The following is an 18,503-nucleotide window of genomic DNA, read 5'->3' as shown; positions in this document are numbered from 1 at the left end:
TGGGCGCTACCCGTGGCCGAGCAACGGCTAACGTTGCGCGCCATCGGCTGGCTGGCGTTCATGCGCGTGGCATTGCCGCTCCTTCCGTTTCGCCGGTTGCGCGGCTGGTTTTTTAAGGGAACCGCTCCGCTTGTTCGCGGGGTATCGCCGGCGGTGAGCGTCAGCACGTCCACGGTGCCAATGCCTTCCGGCACGCACAGTGCGGCGCCGACCGCGCGCACGCCGCTGGTTGCCGATTCCATCACGCCGAGTGCTGTGCGCCGCGCCGTGGCGCGCGCCGTGCGAACGCTGCCCGTGGAGGCCAGCTGCCTCGTGCAGGCGATGGCCGCCGAACGCCTCCTGCGCACGGCAGGGCTCGAAGCCACGCTGCAAATCGGAGTCGCGCGCGTGGAGCCGCAGGCGCCACCGCTTGACGCGCATGCCTGGGTGGAGTCGCAGGGCGTGATTGTCGCCGGCGAACTCGACCACGAGCGCTACGCCGTGCTCATTCGCTACGGCACCGTTCGGTGAGCGCATTTGCGGTGATCGTCGCGTCACAATCGGCGAACCAACCGGCGGTCGCACTGCTGCCCGCGATGGTGCAGCCGTGGGGGATGGAGGCTCCGCACGGTGTGGACATGCGGGCGGTAGGAGACACGCCGGGTGAGGCCGCGATGGCGCACGGACTCCTGCGGACGCGCACGGGCGCGACGCTCGGGCCACACACGCTCGATCAGCGACGGTGGCTGGTGGGTGACGTGCGCCTCGACGCACAAGACGAACTCCGCGCGGCGCTCCGCGCGGCGGGGTCCCCGCTCCGCGGCGATGAGTGTGACGATCTCTTAGTCCTGCGTGCCTACGACGCGTGGGGCGACGGCGCCGTCGATCACCTGCTCGGCGATTACAGTTTTGCCCTCTGGGACAGCGACACGCACACGCTCCTCTGTGCGCGTGACGGACTCGGCATGCGCCCGCTCTTCTTTGCGCACGTCGTCGGTACGTTCGTGTGCAGTAACGTGCTGTTGGCGGTGCGTGCGCACCCGCAGGTCAGCGCGGCGCTCTACGAACCGGCGGTCGTCTCGTTTCTGCAGCACGGGTACAATGTCGATCCTCGGCGCACGACCTTCGCGCAGATCAGACGTTTGCCGTCGGCGCAGCAGTTTTCGGTATCCGCCGAGCGCGGGATTCATGGTGAGCGCGAGCACTGGACGTTCCCCAACCCAGCGCCCCTTCGCTACGCCGATGCTCGGGACTACGTGGAGCACTTTCGCGCGCTCCTCGGGGACGTGGTGCGCGACCGACTCCGCCTGCCACGCGTGGGGATTCAACTGAGCGGAGGGCTCGACTCCCCGAGTCTTGCCGCCACCGCGCGACGGGTGGCGCCCGAGGTTCGGCTCGACGGGTTCACCATCGACTACTCCTCGCGCATGGTCGATGATGAGGCGCGACTCGCGTCGCTCGTCGCGCACCAGCTCGGGATGGGGCATCAGCTCCACAACGGGTGGAGCCCGCCGCTCGAGTATGTCGATGATGCGTCGTTACGGTTCCCGGAGCCGCTCGACGCACTGGATTTTGCGGAGGTGCGGCGCGAAGCAGCGCGACTCGCGGCGGTGTCGTCAGTGGTGGTCAACGGCGAGGACGGGGACGCGCTGTTCGCGCCGCCTGGGCTCTTGACCATGGCGCGCGCGTGGGGGTGGGGCTCGGTGCTCGGGAGCACGGTGCGGTATGCCGCCTCGCACGGTCGCGTGCCGCATACTGGGCTTTGGCTCCGTCGCCGCGTCCGCGACGCGTGGCGTGAGCGCGGGGCCGCGCCGCCGTCGTTCGTGCGTCGTGACGTGGCGCGCAGGGTGGGGGAGGTGCCGATCGTCACGGCGTTGCGGCATCCCACCAGACCTGAGGCGGTGGAGTTTTTGTCGAGCACGTTCTGGCAAAATCTTATTGAGCTGTCGCGCCCCTCGTGGACGGGCGCGCCGGTGGAGACCGTGTGGCCCTTCCGGGATTCTCGCCTGCTGGCGTTTGTGTTCTCGATTCCGCCGATCCCGTGGTGCCAGCGAAAAGCCTTGATCAGGGTAGCATTTCAGGGCGAGCTGCCGGATGAGGTGTTAGCTCGGCCGAAAACCCCATTGCGGTGGATGGGGGAAGTAACGGAAGCTGATGTACGGGAGAGGTTTACGGGTCGATCTGTAAAACTAACCGCTCAAAGCGATAGTTTTCTTGACACTGCCAAATTATTGCATACCTTTTCAGTGTGGAGAGAAGGGCCGGAGTTTTGGCCTGCCTTGAGAGCGTTGCAACTTGATCGCTGGCTGGCGGGACTCGACTAAGGTTTCGCGCGGATGAGTCGCGTGCAATGGAAGCCGTCGCTATTGATTATGTATGCCCTGATCGTCGTTTGCTGCGAACCGGATGCTTCCTGTAACTAGTTCGCACTCCCCCTTCCCCCCGAGGGTAGTACATGACCGATGCACTGGAAGTGAACGGAACGGCTTCGTCGTCCGAAACTACAAAGGTTCGTGGTGCCTACGCGACACCGGTTTTACAACGTTTTGGTGTGCTCAGTCAGCGCACCGGCGCGGCTGCCAACACGAGCACCGTGGCAGATGGTGGAACAGGTAGCATGCGGAAGACGCGATAGCTGCGGCCGGCACTCGCCTTCCGTGTGTAGCGTTCGGCCGTAAGAACCGACACACCGTGGAGAGTGATGAAAACGATCGATGCCGTCCAGCAACAGCCCCGCACGCCGAAGACCGGTGTGGATCGCGCTCCGTATGCCACGCCCACGTTGCGGCGCTTTGGCTCGCTGAGCGAGCACACCAAGAGCGCGGGAACCAGGAACTCCGCCGCTGGCGATGGCGGAACGGGGTTCCGTAGAAAGACGCGCTGACCTCGCACGGCCGCGCTGCGGTCCCTCTGCTCTCAATATGATGAAGTACGACCTGCACGATTACGACGCGATGCTGGCGGACCCCGAGCGGACCCAGGCGTACCTCGCCGCAATCGCCGCGGCCGTGCGCCCGGGCGATGTGGTCGTCGAGATTGGAACCGGCGCCGGGTTTTTTGCGGTGGCCGCGGCGCGCGCTGGTGCGCGCCGCGTGTATGCCATTGAGTGCAGCGACGTCGCCGATGTCGCGCGCGAGTTGGTGGCCGACAACGGCTACGCGGACATCGTCGAGGTGTTGCACGGTGATGCGCTCACACTCTCGCTCCCCGAACGGGGCGATGTGCTGATTGAGGATCTGCGCGGTGTGTTGCCGACCTTCAGTAATCGGTTCGCCGTCATCGCCGATGCGCGCGCTCGGCATCTAGTCCCACACGCGCGCGTGACGGTGTTGCGCGACACCCTGTGGGCCGCCCCGTGTCAGACGCTCGCGTCGGACGCGTCGCTTGGCGAGATGCCATACGGGATCAGTCGCCGCGCCGTGGCGCGCCGCATCCGCGATGTGTGGCGGCGTGTGCGACTCGGTGCGTCCGATCAACTGGCCGCGCCGCGTGAACTGGCGCGCATCGATCTCGAAACCGTCTCGTCCCCCAATGTCGCGGGCGACGTGCAGTGGACGATCGAGCACCGTGGGCTCATGGAGGGGATCGCGGTCTGGTTTGATGCGGAGATGGCGGGCGGCGCCGCCATCTCGAACGCGCCGGCCGCACCGCGCGCGCTCTACGGGCAGGCACTCTTTCCGCTCACGACCGCGTTACCGGTGGCGCCCGGTGATCGCGTGCACTTCGCGTGGCGCGCCCTGCTCGTGGGCGACACATACGTGTACACGTGGGACACGACGCACGAGTCTGCCGTTGATGGTCGGGCGACGGCGTTTCGCCAATCGTCGCTGGCCGAATTGCTGCCGGCGCGTTCGGTGCGCGAGCAGGAGGCACGGCGGGCCAACGGTTCTACTGGCGACACGCATGCCTGATTACGCGTTGTGCGGACTCACGGTTCGGATCGACGGGGCGCTCTCGGGTCTTCGCGCCGCGGCCAATTGCTCGGTGCCAGATGTGGAGGTGCACCTGCAGCGCGCGCCGTTGTGGGCCAATGAACCATTGGCGGAGGACGGCGTGGTGTACCGCGCCGACACGCGGGACGAGGACGCGCCGGTGCTTGAGGCCGTCTGGCTCCGCGGTCGCGACGGCGTGCGCCTCAGCTATGACGACGGCACCACGTTTTATGTGCGTGCCGACGGCCGCGAAGTTTGGGCGGTGTGGCCGACCACCATGACGCTCGCCGACACCACGGTCTACTTGCTCGGACCGGTGCTCGGCTATGTGCTGCGTCGGCTCGGCGTGCTCTCGTTGCATGCCAGTGCCGTGGTGATCGACCGGCAGGTTTTCGCGTTCTGCGGGGCGCCGGGGGCAGGGAAGAGCACCACCGCCGCCGCATTTGCTTTGCGCGGCCATTCCGTGATGACGGACGATGTGCTGGCGTTGCGCCTGACGGGTGGCATCGCGATGGCGTCCCCGGCGTATGCGCACTTGCGGCTCTGGCCGGAGTCGGCGCATGCGCTCGTGGGTGATGACGCGCGCCTCACCGCCTTGGCGCCGGGGTGGCCAAAGCTTGCGTTTCCACTCGACGAATTCGGCGCCGGATTGTCGGGAGAGCCATTGCCGTTGGGCGGCATATTTTTGCTCATGCCGCGGTCGACGGACGAGCGGGCGCCGTATGTCGAGCCGGCGCGCGGCGCGGAGGCGTTGCTGGATCTCGTCTCTGAAACCTCGGCGAACTACCTGCTCGACGGCGACATGCGAGCAGCGGAACTCACCATGATCGCGCGCGTCACCGAACGGGTGCCGCTGCGTCGTGTGACGCCGCACGCGGACATGGCGCGCCTGTCGACCCTCGTCGACGTCGTGCTCGGAGCGAGTCGTGCCTAGTGCTCGCATCCGTGAAGCCGCGCACGCGGCGCAGACGGCAAGTCCAACGAAGGCTGAGGTGATGGCCATCGAGAGCCGGATCGCTCCGCACGAGCCACCCGCTTTTGCGTTACTGGTGGCGGCCGGTCGCCTACAGGTGGGTGTGGGTTCGGTGCGAGCGTTTGAACAGGCGGCCGGATGCGTGACGGATTGGTTCGAGGTGTTGCAGCTGGCGCACACCCATCGCATGGTTGCGCTGGTGGGGTCGCGTCTCGATCGGCTTCCGGCCGCATTGATTCCGGCGGACGCAACAGCGGCGTGGCGTCTGGCGCGCCGCGACAATGCGGTAGAGGCGCTTCGCGCCACCGGGGCGCTCGCGCGCGTGGCGGCGGCGTTTGCGAAGGCGGGGGTCGATGCGCTCGCGTACAAAGGCCCCGCGCTCGCGCTTGCCGCGTACGGCGATTCAGGCGCGCGGACCTGTGTGGATCTTGATTTTGTTGTGGCGCCGTCCGAGTTTCGAGCGGCGCGGCGCGCGCTGGTGAGCGCCGGGCTGCGCTCGCGCAGCGGCATGTCGCCGGCGCAGGAAGCCGTCGTGTTCGCCGCGCAGGGGCACGCGGCGATGGCGTGGCCCTCGGCAGACGAGCCGTTTGTTGAGCTGCACTGGCGCTTCGCGTCCGAGCGTGTGCCGTGGAGTCCACCGGTGGCCGAGGTCTGCGCCCGCGCGATTCGCACACGCATTGGCAACACGGAGGTCTTGGCGCCCTGTGACGCCGATCAGGTACTCTTGTTGGCCTTGCACGCCACGCGTCACCACTGGGAAGAGCTCGAGTCGCTAGTGGCGTTCGCCACGTTCCTGCAGCGGGCGACGTTTGATGCCGCGGCGGTGTGGCAGCGCGCGCGCGACGTCGGAGGATGCACCGCGTTACGCATCGGCGCCGCACTCGCGCGCCGGGTGCTGGGCGTGTCCGTCCCCGATGGCTGGGCGCTGGCACCTCAGGCAGAACTGCAGGTCTATGCGCTGGCGCTGACGGTGCTGGAGCACTGGCACCGTAACGGGGCATGGACGGAGCAAGAAGAATCGGCGTTTGAGCAGGCGTGCCTAGAGCGTCGACGCGATCGACTGCGTCGCGGTCTGGTGCGAACGCTATACCCCAGCATGCGAGAGTGGGAAATGATGCGGCTTCCGGCATTGCTGGCGCCGCTGTATTTGCTGTTGCGCTGGGCGCGCCTCGCCTGGCGCATGGTGCCGCGAAGCGTGGCGTCGTGGCGCCGGCTGATCGGATGAGCGGCCCGGCGCGCGTGTCGCTCCTCGAGTTTGCGTTCGCGATCTGGCATCGTGGGCGCGCGGCGATGCTTCGCTCCGTGCTGTTGCTGGTGTTGTCCGCGCTCACCGAGGGTGCCGGGCTGTTGCTCCTGGTGCCCATGCTCGCGCAAGCCGGCGTGTCACTCGGCAGCGGACCCATGGACGGCATGGCGCGGCGCGTGGGAGCCCTGTTGCTCTCCGTTGGACTGCCGATGTCCCTGCCCGTGGTCTTGGCCGTGACGGTGGTCGTGTTGGGCGTTCGCACACTGCTCGTGCAAGCCGAGTCCGTGCAGTCCGCACGTCTCGCACAGCAGGTGGTGTCGCAGGAGCGCCAGCGGCTATTTCGCGCGATCGTGTCGCTCCCGTGGCCAAAGTTTGTCCGGTTGCGCAGTGCGGATGTGGTGCAGGCGCTCACGGTGTACACCGACAATGCCAACGCGGCGACGCGTCTCCTGTTGCATCTGCTGGCGGAAGCACTCGCGATGAGTGTGTCGCTCCTGATTGCGTTACGAATCTCGTGGCCCGTGACGCTCTTCGTTGTGGCGGCCGGGCTCGCGCTGTTCGGCCTGTTGCGGTGGCTGCGAGCGCCGGGACGTGCTGAGGGGGCGCAGTTAATGGCGTTCGGCGAAGCGCTGTTCCGTGCGACCACGGACATCATCGGCGGCATGAAAGCCGTGAAGGGCTATGCGGCGGAACGACGCACGATCGGCGACTACACGCGACTGGACGATGCGCTCACGCAGAGTGCGCGGCAGTTCGACGCCCATCGCGCGCGCGCGGCAGCGGCGGTTGGCCTTGGCTCCGCGGTGATGCTTGGCGTCATCGTGTATGTGGCGCTTGCGGTGCTGCGTCTCTCACCGGCCGCGCTTCTCCTCTTGCTCGCGATCTACGCTCGGCTCGTGCCGCGCGTGGCGGCCGCACAGATGCAGTGGCAGTCGCTCCAGGAATCGCTCGCCACGTGGGATGCGCTGCAGGAAATGATTGCGACCAGCGAGCGGGACTCGGAGTCGCTCCCGGACTTGCCCGTGCGCGTGGCGCACGGCTCCGCCGCGCCGACCGTTGCGCTGGCCAACGTCACATACCAATACGAAGGTGCGACCAGAGCCGCGATGCAGTGCGGATCCTTCCACCTCCCGGCCGGACGCATGACGGCCATCGTTGGCCCTTCCGGAGCTGGCAAGAGCACCGCCGTGGATCTCATCATCGGCTTACTGCGTCCACAGGAGGGGGTCGTGAGCGCCGACGGTGCTGTCCTCGACGATCAGGCCCTGCGCACGTGGCGCGCACGCGTTGGTCTGCTTCCGCAGGATGTGGTTCTCTTTCCCGGCTCCGTGCGCGAGAATCTGCAGTGGGCGCAACCCGGGGCCAGCGATGCGGCGATGCACGCTGCCCTCGACGCAGCGTCGGCACGGTTCGTGGATTTATTGCCGGAGGGGCTCGACACACCCATCGGTGATCGGGGCGCCATGCTCTCCGGTGGCGAGCGGCAGCGTTTGGGACTGGCGCGCGCCCTGCTGAGGGAGCCCGCTCTGCTCGTGCTCGACGAAGCCACGAGCGCCCTCGATGCGGAACATGAGACGGCGATTCTTCAGTCGCTCCGCGCGCTCCTTCCGCGCATGACCGTCGTGATCGTCTCGCACCGGCTCCGCGTGGCGCGCGCGGCCGACCACGTGGTGGTACTCGACGACGGCGTCGTGCTCGCCGAGGGCACGTGGGAGTCTGTGAGCGCGACGGACGAACGTGTGAGGACGCTGCTCGCGCTCTGACCGGCCGATGATTCCCGCGACGCCCAGCGGTTGGCTAGACGTTGAAGCGGAACAGCAGCACATCACCATCCTGCACGATGTACTCCTTGCCTTCGCTGCGCACGACGCCTTTTTCCTTGGCGCCCTTCCAGCCACCGTTCGCAATGAAATCGGCGTAGCTCACCGTCTCGGCGCGAATGAAGCCGCGCTCAAAATCGGTGTGAATCACCGCGGCTGCCTTGGGGGCCGTGTCGCCGTGGTGAATCGTCCACGCGCGGACTTCTTTTTCGCCGGCCGTGAAATACGTCTCGAGGCCGAGCAGGTGATAGCCGCCGCGAATCAATCGGTCGAGGCCAGCGGACTCAATGCCAAGCGACTGCAGGAATTCCTTGCGGTCATCCGGCGCGAGATCGGCGAGCTCGCCTTCGATCTTCGCCGAGAAGGTGACGACCTCAGCGGGCTCGTGGTCGGCGGCAATCGCCGCGCGCAGCGCCGTGACGTACGCGCCTTCATCGCCCGCGAGTTCGGCGTCGGTCACGTTCGCCGCGTAGAGAATCGGCTTGAGCGTGAGCAGTTGCAGTGTGGAGAGCAGGGCACGCTCTTCGTCCGTGAGCGACACGTGCCAGAGTGCCTTGCCTTCGGCGAGTGCGGCGTTGGCTTTCTCGAGCGCGGGGAGTTCGGCGATCGCTTCTTTTTCGCCAATGCGCGCGGCGCGCTTGGATTTCTCCAACCGCTTTTCGACGGAGCCGAGATCGGCGAGTGCTAGCTCGAACTCGATCACTTCACGGTCGCGCACCGGATCCACGGCGCCCATCACGTGCGTGACGTCGGGATCGTCAAAGCAGCGGACGACGTGCACAATCGCGTCGGTCTCGCGGATGTTCGTGAGAAATTTGTTACCGAGTCCCTCACCCTGGGATGCGCCTTTGACGAGACCCGCGATGTCCACGAACTGGACGACGGCGGGCACGGTGCGCTCCGGCTGCACGATGACGGCCAGTGCGTCGAGCCGCGAATCGGGGACCTCCACCATTCCGACGTTCGGCTCAACGGTGCAGAACGGATAGTTCGCGGCCTCGGCCTTGGCGGCCGTGAGGGCGTTGAACAGGGAGGATTTGCCGACGTTGGGGAGGCCGACGATGCCGAGCTTTAGCATAAAGACTAGGGCGAGTTAACGGTAAACCGTTAACGGTTAACCGTTAACGACCAGAACACGAAAGGAAATGTAATCGCTCGCGATCATTTGATGGCTTTTCCCGCATCGCGGCCTCCGACATTGCACGGAACCGGAGGTCTGATGCAGGACTATCGCAAACTTGATGTGTGGGCCAAAAGCCACGAGTTGGTGCTCGAGACGCATCGGGGGCTTCTCGCCTCGAGCGGGCGCCCGTTTCCTGGGCTCAGCGGTCAGTTGCTACGGTCTGCGGCGGCAATCCCTGCGAACATCGCCGAAGGGTGCGGCCACAGTACGCCTCGCGAGTTTGCTCGATTCCTGCAGATTGCGCTCGCCTCGGCCTATGAGCTGCACTATCACCTGCTGCTGGCGCACGACCTTGGTTCGCTTCCCGGACCGGTGTACGCTCGGCTCGATGCACGGGCGGAGCAAGTGAAACAAATGCTCTCGGCGCTGTTGCGGCGGGTTCGTGTCCAACCGGCAGCGCTTCCGCTGCTGAAGCGGGGTGTTGCGCCGTAACAGTGTCGGTGTTTTCGGTTGTGCACTGTTGTTCGTTTGCGGTTAACCGATAACCGCTATTCGTCAACTGAAAACCGAAAACGGAGAACGGTCTACTCGCCTCTGTCTTTCCCCGGAAACGCATTCATCGCCTCCAGCATCCCCTTCTCAAGCCACATCTCCACGCCCGCCGTAAACGTCGGCATCAGCGCCCGAAGCTCGGTCGCCTCCATCTTCCCAAAGTCCCCGAGCACGTAGTCGCGCAGTACGCCCACCGCGCGCTCCGACTCTGCCGGCCCCACGCCAATGCGCAACCGCCCGTAGTCCTGCGTGTGCAGATGGTGCTCAATACTCTTGAGTCCGTTGTGCCCGCCTGCCGAACCCTTGGCGCGAAAGCGGTAGCGCCCCACGGGGAGCGCGACTTCATCGACGACTACCAGCAGATCGCTGGCCACCGCAAAGAACGGGCGGCGGGCATAGTGCCGCACCGCCGCGCCGCTCTCATTCATGAATGTTTGCGGTTTCACGAGACGCACCTTCACGCCACCGACGGTGCCGGTGGCGATCAGGGCTTCGTGATCTTTTTTCCAACCGTCGAAACGCCAAACGTCGGCTAGGTGGTCGATGACCCACCAGCCGACGTTGTGACGGGTTCCGGCATATTCGCGCCCCGGGTTGCCGAGGCCAACGATAACCTTCACCAGGATTCAGCGCTCGGGGATTACTTCTTGCCGTCCGCGCCTTCAACCGCGTCATCATCCGCCTTCGCCTTGCGGATGACTTCCGGCTCGGCCGCGGTCGTCGCGCCTTCTTCCGTCGCGGTCGGCTCAGCAGCAGCCTTCGGCACGACGCACAAGCAGACCGGCGCGTTCGCCTCGTCCATCACTTCGACGCCGGCGGGCACCTTGATGTCGCTGACGTGAATCGAGTGACCGATGTGCAGGCCGCTCACGTCCACGTCGAGGTGGTTCGGGATGTCGGCCGGATCCACGGCGATGGTCAGTTCGCGCATCATCGTCTCGAGGATACCGCCGCCCACGCGTACACCTTCCGGCGTGCCCACCATCACCAGCGGCACGCGCACCGTCACCTTCTCGCCCGCCACCAACTCCTGGAAATCCACGTGCAGGATGGCGCGATTGTACGGATGGCGCTGGATCTCGCGGATCAGCGTGCGAGCCTGCGTGCCTTCGATGTCGAGATCGATGACCGTCGTGCGGTACGAATGCTTGTCGAGCAGACGCTCAAGGTTGAACGTGTTGAGCGACAACGCCTGCGAGTCGCGGCTGTGTCCGTAAATGACGGCCGGCACTTCACCGGCGGCACGGAGCTTACGAGCGACACCTTTACCAACCGCCGAGCGTTTCTTGGCGGCGAGATTCTGCGAAGCCATGTGACACTACCTCTGAAAAATTCCGCGCAACGTGGGGTCCCGGTCATTCGCCGGCCCAGCGGCGCGTCTGTGCTGCACCTGCAATCTTTGCGCTATCGCTCGTTTTCAGTCGTTAACGGTAAACGGTTAACCGTTAACGACCAGAAACGCTGTACCACGGACAACCCGCTACTCAAACAGCGCGCTCACGCTCTGATCAGCGTGCGTGTAGCGAATGGCCTTGCCCAACAACTCGGCCACGCTCAGCACCGTCAACTGCGGAAAGAGTCGCGATTCCGGCAGTGCAATTGAGTTCGTCACGGCGATTTCTTTGATCGGCGCATTCGACAACCGCTCCACGGCCGGCCCAGAGAGGAGGGCGTGCGTGGCGCAGACATAAATATCTTTGGCGCCGAGCGCCTTGAGGGCGCGCGCCGCTTCACTCACGGTGCCCGCGGTATCAATCATGTCGTCGGGGATGAGGCAATCCTTGCCCTCGACCTCGCCAACCACGTTGACCACTTCGGCGACATTCGCCGTCGGACGTCGCTTGTCGATGATCGCCAGCGAGCCGTTGAGGCGCTTGGCAAAGCCGCGCGCCATCTTGGCGCTGCCAACGTCCGGCGCGACGACGACGAGGTCTTCGAGCTGCTTTTTGCGATAGTGCGCCGTGAACACCGGCGCCGCATAGAGATGGTCCACCGGCAAATCGAAAAAGCCCTGCAGCTGATGCGCGTGAAAATCGAGCCCGAGCACGCGATGCGCGCCGGCGGCCTCGATCATCTTGGCCATGAGCTTCGCGCCAATGGCCACGCGCGGCTGATCCTTACGATCCTGCCGAGCATAGCCGAAGTAGGGCATCACCGCCGTGATACGCGCGGCCGATGCGCGGCGCACCGCGTCAATCAGCAGCAACAACTCCATCACGTTTTCGGCGGGCGGGTTCGTGGACTGCACAATGAACACATCCGCGCCGCGCACGTTTTCGTCGATGCGTGCAAACACCTCGCCGTCAGCAAAACGCGACGTCGTCGCCTTACACAGCGCCACTCCCAAATACTCGGCGATCCCTTCGGCGAGCGCAGGGTTGCCGGTTCCGGTGATGACGCGGAAGGTGTTGATGGGTACGGAGAGGCCTTGGGAGAGCATAGCCCCTAAAAATACTTGGAGGGCGGCGGCGAATCAACCTAAGTGCCGTATCGGCTTGAGGTTGTCGGGGGCGGAGCCTCCGCGATTCGTTGACTCAATGTTCAGAGTCCCTGTCCGATACTAACCTATGGCGGGAACAGCACTTGGCCCCTATACCACCCTTGGGTGGGGGGCTGGCTGCATCCTCCACGCTCGCCGGCACGGATGCCGGCAGAGTCTCGCGTATTCCGGAACCGGCCCGCAGGACGTGGGTCAAGGCGGGGGTTGGATGGTGCAGTCGCTGTGGGAACAACCGATGAGCTCCGCATCCGCGGCCACTGCGCCGGATACGCGAAACGGCCACGGCGCCAGCAATGCGCGCCATGACCGTCTCGATCAGTTGCCCCCGGTGGATTCGAACCACCATTCTCGGATCCAAAGACCGATGTCCTGCCATTGGACGAGGGGGCACCGGTGACGCTAAAACTAGTCCGCGATACGGACCTGCGAAACGGTACCGACGCTGGACGTCCAAATTCGCCGCGTGTCGGGGTCGGGGAACGTCGGGTCAGCGCCCGGTCGCTCGCCGCCGCCATACACAGCGAAAATAGTCGAACCGCTGCCGCTCATGCGCGAAATTTGAGCGCCGGAGGCTACGAATACCTCGCGCAGCCGCGCGAGCGACGGGTGGCGGGCGAACACCGGCTCCTCCAGGTCATTCACGGCGTGCTGAGCGAGGAGCGGCCAGGTGAGCGGCATGCCGAGCCCGACGGGACCGGAGAAGCGCGGTACGGCGCCCTGTGCGGCCGCGTACCACCCGAAAGCTTCACCACTCGAGACGCCGAACGGGGGCAGGGCCAGCAGGATCTCTCGTGGCGGGAGCGGGTCGCACGCCAGCAGACGCTCTCCGCGGCCGCTGCCGAGCGCGAGCGCGTCCTCGCTGAGCAGGTACGGCACGTCGGCCCCGAGCGTAAAAGCGATCTCCCCGAGTGATGCCGCGCTGAGCGGGGTTGGCGCGAGCGCATTCATCGCGCGCAGCACGGCGGCCGCGTCGGCGCTGCCGCCGCCCAGCCCTCCGCCCACGGGAATGCGTTTGATCACTTCAATCGCGAATCCACCAGGCCAGCGCGCCGCGCTGCTAAATGCTAGGGCCGCCCGCCACGCGAGGTTTTCCTCCACAGGCCCGACATTGGCACCCACGCAATCCAGGGAACGAGTGTGCTCCGTGAGCCGCACGGTGACGTCGTCGGCCAGCGCGATCCGCTGAAAGAGGGTCGAGAGCTGGTGATAGCCGCTCGGCTCACGGCCGACGATGCGCAGAAACAGGTTGAGCTTGGCCTGCGCTTCGACGCGCGCCGATCGCATGCTCAGGCCTCGTCCTTGGTGCCGGTCCCGAAATCACTCAGGTGCAGCTTGAGTCGCGTGAGGTACCACGCGCCCATCACGGTGATGGGGATGTACGAGAGAATATGAAAACCGATCGCCCAACTCACCGCTTTGTCGCTGGGGATTCCATAGAACCCCAGACCGAGCGTACCGGCGGCCTCGAACAATCCAAAAAAGCCCGGCGATGACGGAATGGCGACGCCAATGGCAATGATGCCCTGCAAGAGCAGCGCGGCGGTGATTGGCGTGCTAATGCCAAGGGCGCGAAAGCCGAGCCAGAAGGCGAACGCGTTGCAGAGCCAGTGAATGACGGTCCACACAAAGACTTCGGCGAGCAGCCGCGGTTTGCGCATGACGCCGAGCCCCGAGGCAAATCCCTCGAGCAGATGGCGTCCTTTGGGTGCGAGCTTGGGGGCAAATTTGCCGACGCTGGCGTCGTAAATGGCGAACACGAGCTTCGGGGCCCATACCAGCATCGCCACCGCAACGAGCACGAGCGCGAGCACGGCCGCCGCAATGCGCATGTTCACGAGCAGTCCGGTGCTCTGTTGGCCAATGAAGCTCGGGTCGAGTAACGCGACCACCATCAGCAACAGCACGACGGTGCCGTCAAACAACCGGTCCACCGCGAGCGAGGCGAAGCCAGCGGTGAACTTGACCTGCGGTTCCTGCCGCGAGAGAACAAAGGCACGCGCAAACTCACCGGCGCGCGCCGGGACGACGTTGTTCACCATCATCCCAATGGCGGTGCTCTGCCACAACGAACGGAATGGCGGGCGCCCCGCTACGGGTTCGAGCAATGCGGCCCATCGGCGCGCGCGGAGCGGAAAAATGAGTGTGGCAAAGACGACACAGCCGAGCCAATAGCGCGCATCGGAATGGGCGAGCACATCCCAGATGTGGCCGAGATCCTGCCCCTTGAGCGTCCACCAGAGCAACAGTGCGCTGAGGGCAATGCCGAGCGCGCCGCGCCAGCCGAACTTCATGAGGCGTTACTCCGCGGTGGCAAGGGCGAGCAAGTCGTAGAGTTCGGCGAGCGCGTCGGGGGTAGCGGGGACGACGGCACGTTTGAGTGCGTCGCCGAGTTCTACCGCGCGTCGGAGTGCGCCTTTACCACGGTACAGAAGATCTTCGATGGGTACGATGCCGTAGTCGTCTTCGTCGACCGGCGCGGGCTCGCTGAGATGTTCATCGTTGAGTTGCGACAGTCCCGCGAGGCCGGCGTCGAGCAAACTGGAGAGCGCGGCGCCCGAGGGGGCGTCGCTGAGCGCGGTGCCGGTTTCTGCGGCAACCTGCTGCGGCGCGGACGCAATGAAATCGGTGGGCTGCCAAGCGCTGTCATCCGCGATCGCGGCGGGCGCGGGGGGCACTCCTGCTCTCGGCGGTACAATTGCGGCCACTGGCGCGAGCGATTCGATCGGAACGATCTCCGACGCGGCAGCGGAGCCAGGCCCCGCGAGCAATGCCTCGAATGCGGGGGCGAGTGGGGCGTTACCTGAGGCCGTGAGCAACGCGGTCGCTTCTTCGAGCAGACTGAGCGCGTGAAAATCCAGCAGTGAGGCGCCTTCGATGAGCGCTTGCAATGTCATCGCGACGGCGTGTTCACCAAAACTTTCCGCGCTTCGCGAGAGCGCGCGCACGGCCATGCGGAGTTCGTGACCGAGCCGCTGGCGCGTGGGAGTGTCCTGCGCACGTGCGGCGTCGGCAATCAGCCGGCGCAGATGCTCGGCCTGACTGACCACCTCTAATCGAAAGCGCTGAGCGGGCGTCGTCGGCGGATGTGGCGCGAGGTGCACCACGTGCTGTCCGCCGTCATTGGGAAAGAGGCTCGCAATCGGCACAATGCGGTCGGTGTCGCGGGCGCCGGCGTGCAGTGTTTCGGCCGCGGCGGCAAACGCCGTGACCGCACGCGACTGTGTTTCGGGGCGACGACCGGCACGGAGGGCGTCGGCGGCCTCGCCGAGCACGACCGCCGCTGCGGTGAGCAGCACGCGTTGGGGGTCAGTGATAATTCCGGAGCCGAGTTCGAGCGACTTCACCACATCGTCGGCCGCGGCCACGACTTCGGCGAGCGGGGGAAGATCGTTGAGCGCGGCCACGCCGCGGAGCGCACGGAGCAGATGCACGGCCTGCGCGCCGTCGGCGTCGGCAATGCCGCGCATGGCAATACGGCCGAGTCCGGATGCGACGTCACCCGTTTGACTCACGAGAAATGCGTGCGAGCTGGTGGCTGAGTTCGGTGCCGATCCGCCTGCGGTCATCGCGGCCGCAGCGGCCGGCGCCACCGTGCCGAGTTCAGCGGCGCGTCGCGCCGCGCGCTGATCTTCGGACGGCCCCCAGTTGCGCACGCCGTGCAGCAGAATTTTCAGATCGTCAATGGCGGCGATCACGGCCCCATACACGCTGGGGGACCAGACGAGTTGGCCCTCGCGCAGGGCGCGCGCCACACGTTCGAGACCGCCGGCAATTCCGGCGATGCCGGCGACCTTGGCCATGGTCGCGCTCCCGCGGAGGGCGCGCGCGTGCCGACCAAACGACTCGGCGTCCGGCGCGGCGCCAGCGGCGCGCGCCACGAGTCCGTCGAGTTGCTCAACGTGCTCGCTGGCTTCGAGAATAAAGAAATCGAGGAGGCCGGAGGTCATCGGAGGCGTGGAGAGGTGCGCGAAAGGGCGGACATTGAGAACGACGACCAAGGCCGCTGCGTCGAAACCCCGCGTGCCTCACTTTCGGTCACCGTCACCACCACCACCTTCAACGTCATCGGGCGCCGCGCGCGGCGTTCATGGCGGCCCGCATTTCGCGAATGGCCCGGTCGAGCCCAACGAATACGGCGCGGCTCACAATGGAGTGGCCAATGTTGAGCTCTTCGATATCGGCGATGGCGGCCACCGGTGCCACGTTGCGCACGGTGAGGCCGTGACCGGCGTGCACGGCCAGCCCGAGCGTGCGCCCCTGCTTGGAGGCGGCCTGGAGCGCGGCAAGCGGACGGTCATCGTGCGGATGATGCGCGTAAGCGCCCGTATGCAACTCGATGGCGTGGGCACCCAGCCAAGCCGAACGCTCGACAATCATCGGCACGGCATCCACAAAGAGGCTGGTGCGGATGTTCGCGGCTTTGAGGCGCGCGATGGCGTCGGCAATGGCATCGGTGGCACGCGTGACGTCGAGCCCGCCCTCGGTGGTGACTTCCTCGCGGCGCTCTGGGACGAGCGTCACCTGATACGGATTCAGGCGCTCGGCGATCGCGAGCATTTCGTCGGTGCAGGCGATCTCCAGGTTGAACGGCGTCCGCAACGACATCCGCAGGGCGTCAATATCGGCGTCCTGCATGTGGCGTCGGTCTTCGCGGAGATGCGCGGTGATGCCGTCGGCCCCCGCGTCCTCACAAAGGCGGGCGGCGGAGGTCGGATCGGGTTCGTCGGTGCGACGCGCCTGACGGAGCGTGGCGACGTGGTCGACGTTGATGTAGAGGCGGAGGGGTGCCATAGCGTTACGTTAATGTAGTGCTTGCTGTCTTTTTGGAGCACCTTCAGCTTCAAAATTCCACCCATTCCCCGGGGTTGCACTTGCGCCGAATCCTCGTTTTGGCTCTCCTCGCAGCAGGCTGTAAGACCGTGTCCGTCCCGGTTGGCCTCGGCGGGGTCGCGGTGCCGCCCGGCACGGTGATTGTGCGTGGCGAAGGGGCGGAGACGCCGCGGGCGGCGCTCGACCGCTTTTTGGCGGCTGCCAACGCCCAGGATACACGGGGGCTGATGGACGTCTTCGGCGACGAGGAGCTCACCGAACGCGAGCGTGACAAACCAGCCGACGCCGAGCGCCGCGCTGGCATGCTGATCTGCTTTGTGCGGAACAGCAAGGCGGAAATCACCGGCCCCGTGACCGGGGAGGGCGGACGCCAGCTGTTTCAGGTGAAGCTGACGCAGGGCGACAACGAGGCGTCCACGCCATTTACCGTGGCTCGCAACAAGAAAAATCAGCGCTGGTACGTGATGGCGTTCGACAACGTCGTGCTCCAGAACAAGGGGTTCTGCTCCAAGAAATCGCAGACCGGCCGGCCGTAGCGGGACGAGGCGGGCGGCGGTTGACGCCCCCGTTAGTATTCAGAGAGTTCGATAAGCACGCCGCCGGTGGACTTGGGATGCAGGAAGGCGATGCGTTTTCCTTCGGCGCCAATGCGGGGCTGTTCATCGATGAGCGTGAGGCCGGCGGTCCGGCACCGCGCGAGGGTGGCGTCCAGATCATCCACGTTGAAGCAGACGTGGTGAATGCCAGGGCCGCGTTTATCGAGGAACTTTCCGATAGGCGACAGCGGTTCTTCTGGTTGCAGGAGTTCGACGAGCGAATCGCCAGCGGCAAGCCCGGCAATGCGGGCGCCATCGGCATCGTCGAGCGGAGTTTCAGGCAGGCCGAGGACGTCGCGATAGAAGGGGATCAGCTCGTCGAGGGCTCGTACGGCAATGCCGATGTGGGCGATGCGGGTGCCGCGACGGGGATGGTCCGACATGAGATAGGGCTCCGGGTTCGCCCGCGGCGAGTCCGCGGTGCCCTGATACGTTAGCGAGGTCGCGGGGCGAGGGACACCCGCGGCATGAACCGTTCAGCGTGAGGCGCAGGATACGGCAATGTCGAATGCAATCGTGGTGACGGACGGCGATTTCGCGGCGCAGGTTGAGCAGGCGCCGGGGCTGACGGTGGTGGACTTTTGGGCGGCGTGGTGCGGTCCGTGCCGCATGATCGCGCCGATTTTGGACCAGCTCTCCGTGGAATACGCGGGGAAAGTGAAGGTCACCAAGCTCGACGTGGACAACAATCAGGCGACGTCGACGAAGTTCAATGTGCGGTCGATTCCGACGCTGTTGTTCTTCAAGGACGGCCAGCTCGTCGATCAGGTGGTGGGAGCGGTTCCGAAGGCTGCGCTGGCAGCGAAGTTCGCGCAGCACTCGGCGTGACGGTTTGGCGGGACGCCGCGTTGCGGCGCCCCGCTCCCTCGTCGCAACTTTAGAGACGGAAGCTGGCGCGGCGCGTTCCGAAGTACGGAGCGTAGCCGGCGGCTTCCGTCTTTCGCGTCCGGCC

General features: G+C 65.8%; 20 protein-coding genes and 1 tRNA gene. 11 read left to right on the top strand and 10 right to left on the bottom strand.

Features of this window, described 5'->3' with window-relative positions:
- Positions 1-12: 12 nt before the first annotated feature.
- The 8 genes from NTZ43_08210 (at position 13) to NTZ43_08175 (ending at position 7,893) form a co-directional block, all read left to right on the top strand.
- On the top strand, positions 13-510 hold the full coding sequence (locus NTZ43_08210; protein ID MCX5767187.1) for a lasso peptide biosynthesis B2 protein: 498 nt from the start codon (positions 13-15) through the stop codon (positions 508-510).
- A complete protein-coding gene (locus NTZ43_08205) occupies positions 507-2,303 on the top strand; it encodes an asparagine synthase-related protein (GenBank protein ID MCX5767186.1) in 1,797 nt (598 codons plus the stop codon). The genes NTZ43_08210 and NTZ43_08205 overlap by 4 nt, the downstream gene beginning before the upstream one ends.
- Positions 2,304-2,434: 131 nt before the next feature.
- Positions 2,435-2,614, top strand: a complete 180-nt coding sequence (locus NTZ43_08200) for a hypothetical protein (GenBank protein MCX5767185.1) — start codon at positions 2,435-2,437, stop codon at positions 2,612-2,614.
- Between the two features lie 66 nt (positions 2,615-2,680).
- Positions 2,681-2,863 (top strand): hypothetical protein, encoded by a 183-nt coding sequence (locus tag NTZ43_08195; GenBank protein MCX5767184.1) that lies wholly within the window; start codon positions 2,681-2,683, stop codon positions 2,861-2,863.
- Between the two features lie 37 nt (positions 2,864-2,900).
- Positions 2,901-3,890, top strand: coding sequence for a 50S ribosomal protein L11 methyltransferase (locus NTZ43_08190; protein MCX5767183.1), 990 nt, complete (start codon positions 2,901-2,903; stop codon positions 3,888-3,890).
- Complete coding sequence (locus NTZ43_08185) at positions 3,883-4,845, top strand: hypothetical protein (protein MCX5767182.1); 963 nt, start codon at positions 3,883-3,885, stop codon at positions 4,843-4,845. The genes NTZ43_08190 and NTZ43_08185 overlap by 8 nt, the downstream gene beginning before the upstream one ends.
- The gene (locus tag NTZ43_08180; GenBank protein MCX5767181.1) at positions 4,838-6,109 is read left to right on the top strand and encodes a nucleotidyltransferase family protein; all 1,272 of its coding nucleotides are present in this window, start codon (positions 4,838-4,840) and stop codon (positions 6,107-6,109) included. Before NTZ43_08185 ends, NTZ43_08180 begins: the two co-directional genes overlap by 8 nt.
- Complete coding sequence (locus NTZ43_08175; GenBank protein MCX5767180.1) at positions 6,106-7,893, top strand: ABC transporter ATP-binding protein; 1,788 nt, start codon at positions 6,106-6,108, stop codon at positions 7,891-7,893. Before NTZ43_08180 ends, NTZ43_08175 begins: the two co-directional genes overlap by 4 nt.
- A gap of 34 nt (positions 7,894-7,927) precedes the next feature.
- Here the strand turns inward: NTZ43_08175 and ychF are convergent, their stop codons facing one another.
- Positions 7,928-9,028 carry a redox-regulated ATPase YchF gene (ychF, locus tag NTZ43_08170; protein MCX5767179.1) on the bottom strand — a complete coding sequence of 367 codons (1,101 nt, stop codon included), beginning with the start codon at positions 9,026-9,028 and terminating at the stop codon, positions 7,928-7,930.
- Positions 9,029-9,169: 141 nt separating this feature from the next.
- Between ychF and NTZ43_08165 the strand changes: the two genes are divergently transcribed.
- Positions 9,170-9,565 carry a four helix bundle protein gene (locus NTZ43_08165; protein ID MCX5767178.1) on the top strand — a complete coding sequence of 132 codons (396 nt, stop codon included), beginning with the start codon at positions 9,170-9,172 and terminating at the stop codon, positions 9,563-9,565.
- A gap of 92 nt (positions 9,566-9,657) precedes the next feature.
- On the opposite strand, the gene pth is transcribed toward NTZ43_08165, so the two are convergent.
- The 8 genes from pth to NTZ43_08125 all read right to left on the bottom strand — a co-directional run bounded on the left by pth (position 9,658) and on the right by NTZ43_08125 (position 16,916).
- On the bottom strand, positions 9,658-10,245 hold the full coding sequence (gene pth / locus NTZ43_08160) for an aminoacyl-tRNA hydrolase (GenBank protein MCX5767177.1): 588 nt from the start codon (positions 10,243-10,245) through the stop codon (positions 9,658-9,660).
- Between the two features lie 20 nt (positions 10,246-10,265).
- Positions 10,266-10,937, bottom strand: coding sequence for a 50S ribosomal protein L25 (locus tag NTZ43_08155; protein MCX5767176.1), 672 nt, complete (start codon positions 10,935-10,937; stop codon positions 10,266-10,268).
- Between the two features lie 168 nt (positions 10,938-11,105).
- The gene (locus NTZ43_08150; GenBank protein ID MCX5767175.1) at positions 11,106-12,065 is read right to left on the bottom strand and encodes a ribose-phosphate pyrophosphokinase; all 960 of its coding nucleotides are present in this window, start codon (positions 12,063-12,065) and stop codon (positions 11,106-11,108) included.
- Between the two features lie 379 nt (positions 12,066-12,444).
- Positions 12,445-12,515: transfer RNA gene (locus NTZ43_08145), tRNA-Gln, on the bottom strand.
- 15 nt (positions 12,516-12,530) lie between these two features.
- A complete protein-coding gene (gene ispE, locus NTZ43_08140; protein ID MCX5767174.1) occupies positions 12,531-13,409 on the bottom strand; it encodes a 4-(cytidine 5'-diphospho)-2-C-methyl-D-erythritol kinase in 879 nt (292 codons plus the stop codon).
- Between the two features lie 2 nt (positions 13,410-13,411).
- Complete coding sequence (locus tag NTZ43_08135) at positions 13,412-14,416, bottom strand: lysylphosphatidylglycerol synthase transmembrane domain-containing protein (GenBank protein ID MCX5767173.1); 1,005 nt, start codon at positions 14,414-14,416, stop codon at positions 13,412-13,414.
- 6 nt (positions 14,417-14,422) lie between these two features.
- Positions 14,423-16,072 carry a hypothetical protein gene (locus NTZ43_08130; GenBank protein ID MCX5767172.1) on the bottom strand — a complete coding sequence of 550 codons (1,650 nt, stop codon included), beginning with the start codon at positions 16,070-16,072 and terminating at the stop codon, positions 14,423-14,425.
- 115 nt (positions 16,073-16,187) lie between these two features.
- Positions 16,188-16,916: a pyridoxine 5'-phosphate synthase gene (locus NTZ43_08125; protein ID MCX5767171.1), complete on the bottom strand. Its 729-nt coding sequence runs from the start codon at positions 16,914-16,916 to the stop codon at positions 16,188-16,190.
- A gap of 128 nt (positions 16,917-17,044) precedes the next feature.
- On the opposite strand from NTZ43_08125, the gene NTZ43_08120 reads away from it, so the two are divergent.
- Positions 17,045-17,491: a hypothetical protein gene (locus NTZ43_08120; protein ID MCX5767170.1), complete on the top strand. Its 447-nt coding sequence runs from the start codon at positions 17,045-17,047 to the stop codon at positions 17,489-17,491.
- A 32-nt stretch (positions 17,492-17,523) separates the two neighbouring features.
- Here the strand turns inward: NTZ43_08120 and mce are convergent, their stop codons facing one another.
- Complete coding sequence (gene mce, locus NTZ43_08115; GenBank protein ID MCX5767169.1) at positions 17,524-17,934, bottom strand: methylmalonyl-CoA epimerase; 411 nt, start codon at positions 17,932-17,934, stop codon at positions 17,524-17,526.
- 118 nt (positions 17,935-18,052) lie between these two features.
- Between mce and trxA the strand changes: the two genes are divergently transcribed.
- Positions 18,053-18,379, top strand: a complete 327-nt coding sequence (gene trxA / locus NTZ43_08110) for a thioredoxin (GenBank protein ID MCX5767168.1) — start codon at positions 18,053-18,055, stop codon at positions 18,377-18,379.
- Positions 18,380-18,503 lie beyond the last annotated feature (124 nt).

The sequence above is a fragment of the Gemmatimonadota bacterium genome, assembly GCA_026387915.1.
Taxonomy (GTDB): Bacteria; Gemmatimonadota; Gemmatimonadetes; order Gemmatimonadales; family Gemmatimonadaceae; genus Fen-1231.
Note: the sequence above shows the minus strand (reverse complement) of the source record. Positions and strands in the feature narration are given on the sequence as shown.

Coding starts and splice junctions, on each gene's coding strand:
- NTZ43_08200 (MCX5767185.1), top strand. CDS start 2,435: ATGACCGATGCACTGGAAGTGAACGGAACGGCTTCGTCGTCCGAAACT.
- NTZ43_08190 (MCX5767183.1), top strand. CDS start 2,901: ATGATGAAGTACGACCTGCACGATTACGACGCGATGCTGGCGGACCCC.
- ychF (MCX5767179.1), bottom strand. CDS start 9,028: ATGCTAAAGCTCGGCATCGTCGGCCTCCCCAACGTCGGCAAATCCTCC.
- NTZ43_08155 (MCX5767176.1), bottom strand. CDS start 10,937: ATGGCTTCGCAGAATCTCGCCGCCAAGAAACGCTCGGCGGTTGGTAAA.
- NTZ43_08175 (MCX5767180.1), top strand. CDS start 6,106: ATGAGCGGCCCGGCGCGCGTGTCGCTCCTCGAGTTTGCGTTCGCGATC.
- ispE (MCX5767174.1), bottom strand. CDS start 13,409: ATGCGATCGGCGCGCGTCGAAGCGCAGGCCAAGCTCAACCTGTTTCTG.
- NTZ43_08150 (MCX5767175.1), bottom strand. CDS start 12,065: ATGCTCTCCCAAGGCCTCTCCGTACCCATCAACACCTTCCGCGTCATC.
- NTZ43_08135 (MCX5767173.1), bottom strand. CDS start 14,416: ATGAAGTTCGGCTGGCGCGGCGCGCTCGGCATTGCCCTCAGCGCACTG.
- NTZ43_08130 (MCX5767172.1), bottom strand. CDS start 16,072: ATGACCTCCGGCCTCCTCGATTTCTTTATTCTCGAAGCCAGCGAGCAC.
- NTZ43_08125 (MCX5767171.1), bottom strand. CDS start 16,916: ATGGCACCCCTCCGCCTCTACATCAACGTCGACCACGTCGCCACGCTC.
- mce (MCX5767169.1), bottom strand. CDS start 17,934: ATGTCGGACCATCCCCGTCGCGGCACCCGCATCGCCCACATCGGCATT.
- NTZ43_08185 (MCX5767182.1), top strand. CDS start 3,883: ATGCCTGATTACGCGTTGTGCGGACTCACGGTTCGGATCGACGGGGCG.
- NTZ43_08165 (MCX5767178.1), top strand. CDS start 9,170: ATGCAGGACTATCGCAAACTTGATGTGTGGGCCAAAAGCCACGAGTTG.
- NTZ43_08195 (MCX5767184.1), top strand. CDS start 2,681: ATGAAAACGATCGATGCCGTCCAGCAACAGCCCCGCACGCCGAAGACC.
- trxA (MCX5767168.1), top strand. CDS start 18,053: ATGTCGAATGCAATCGTGGTGACGGACGGCGATTTCGCGGCGCAGGTT.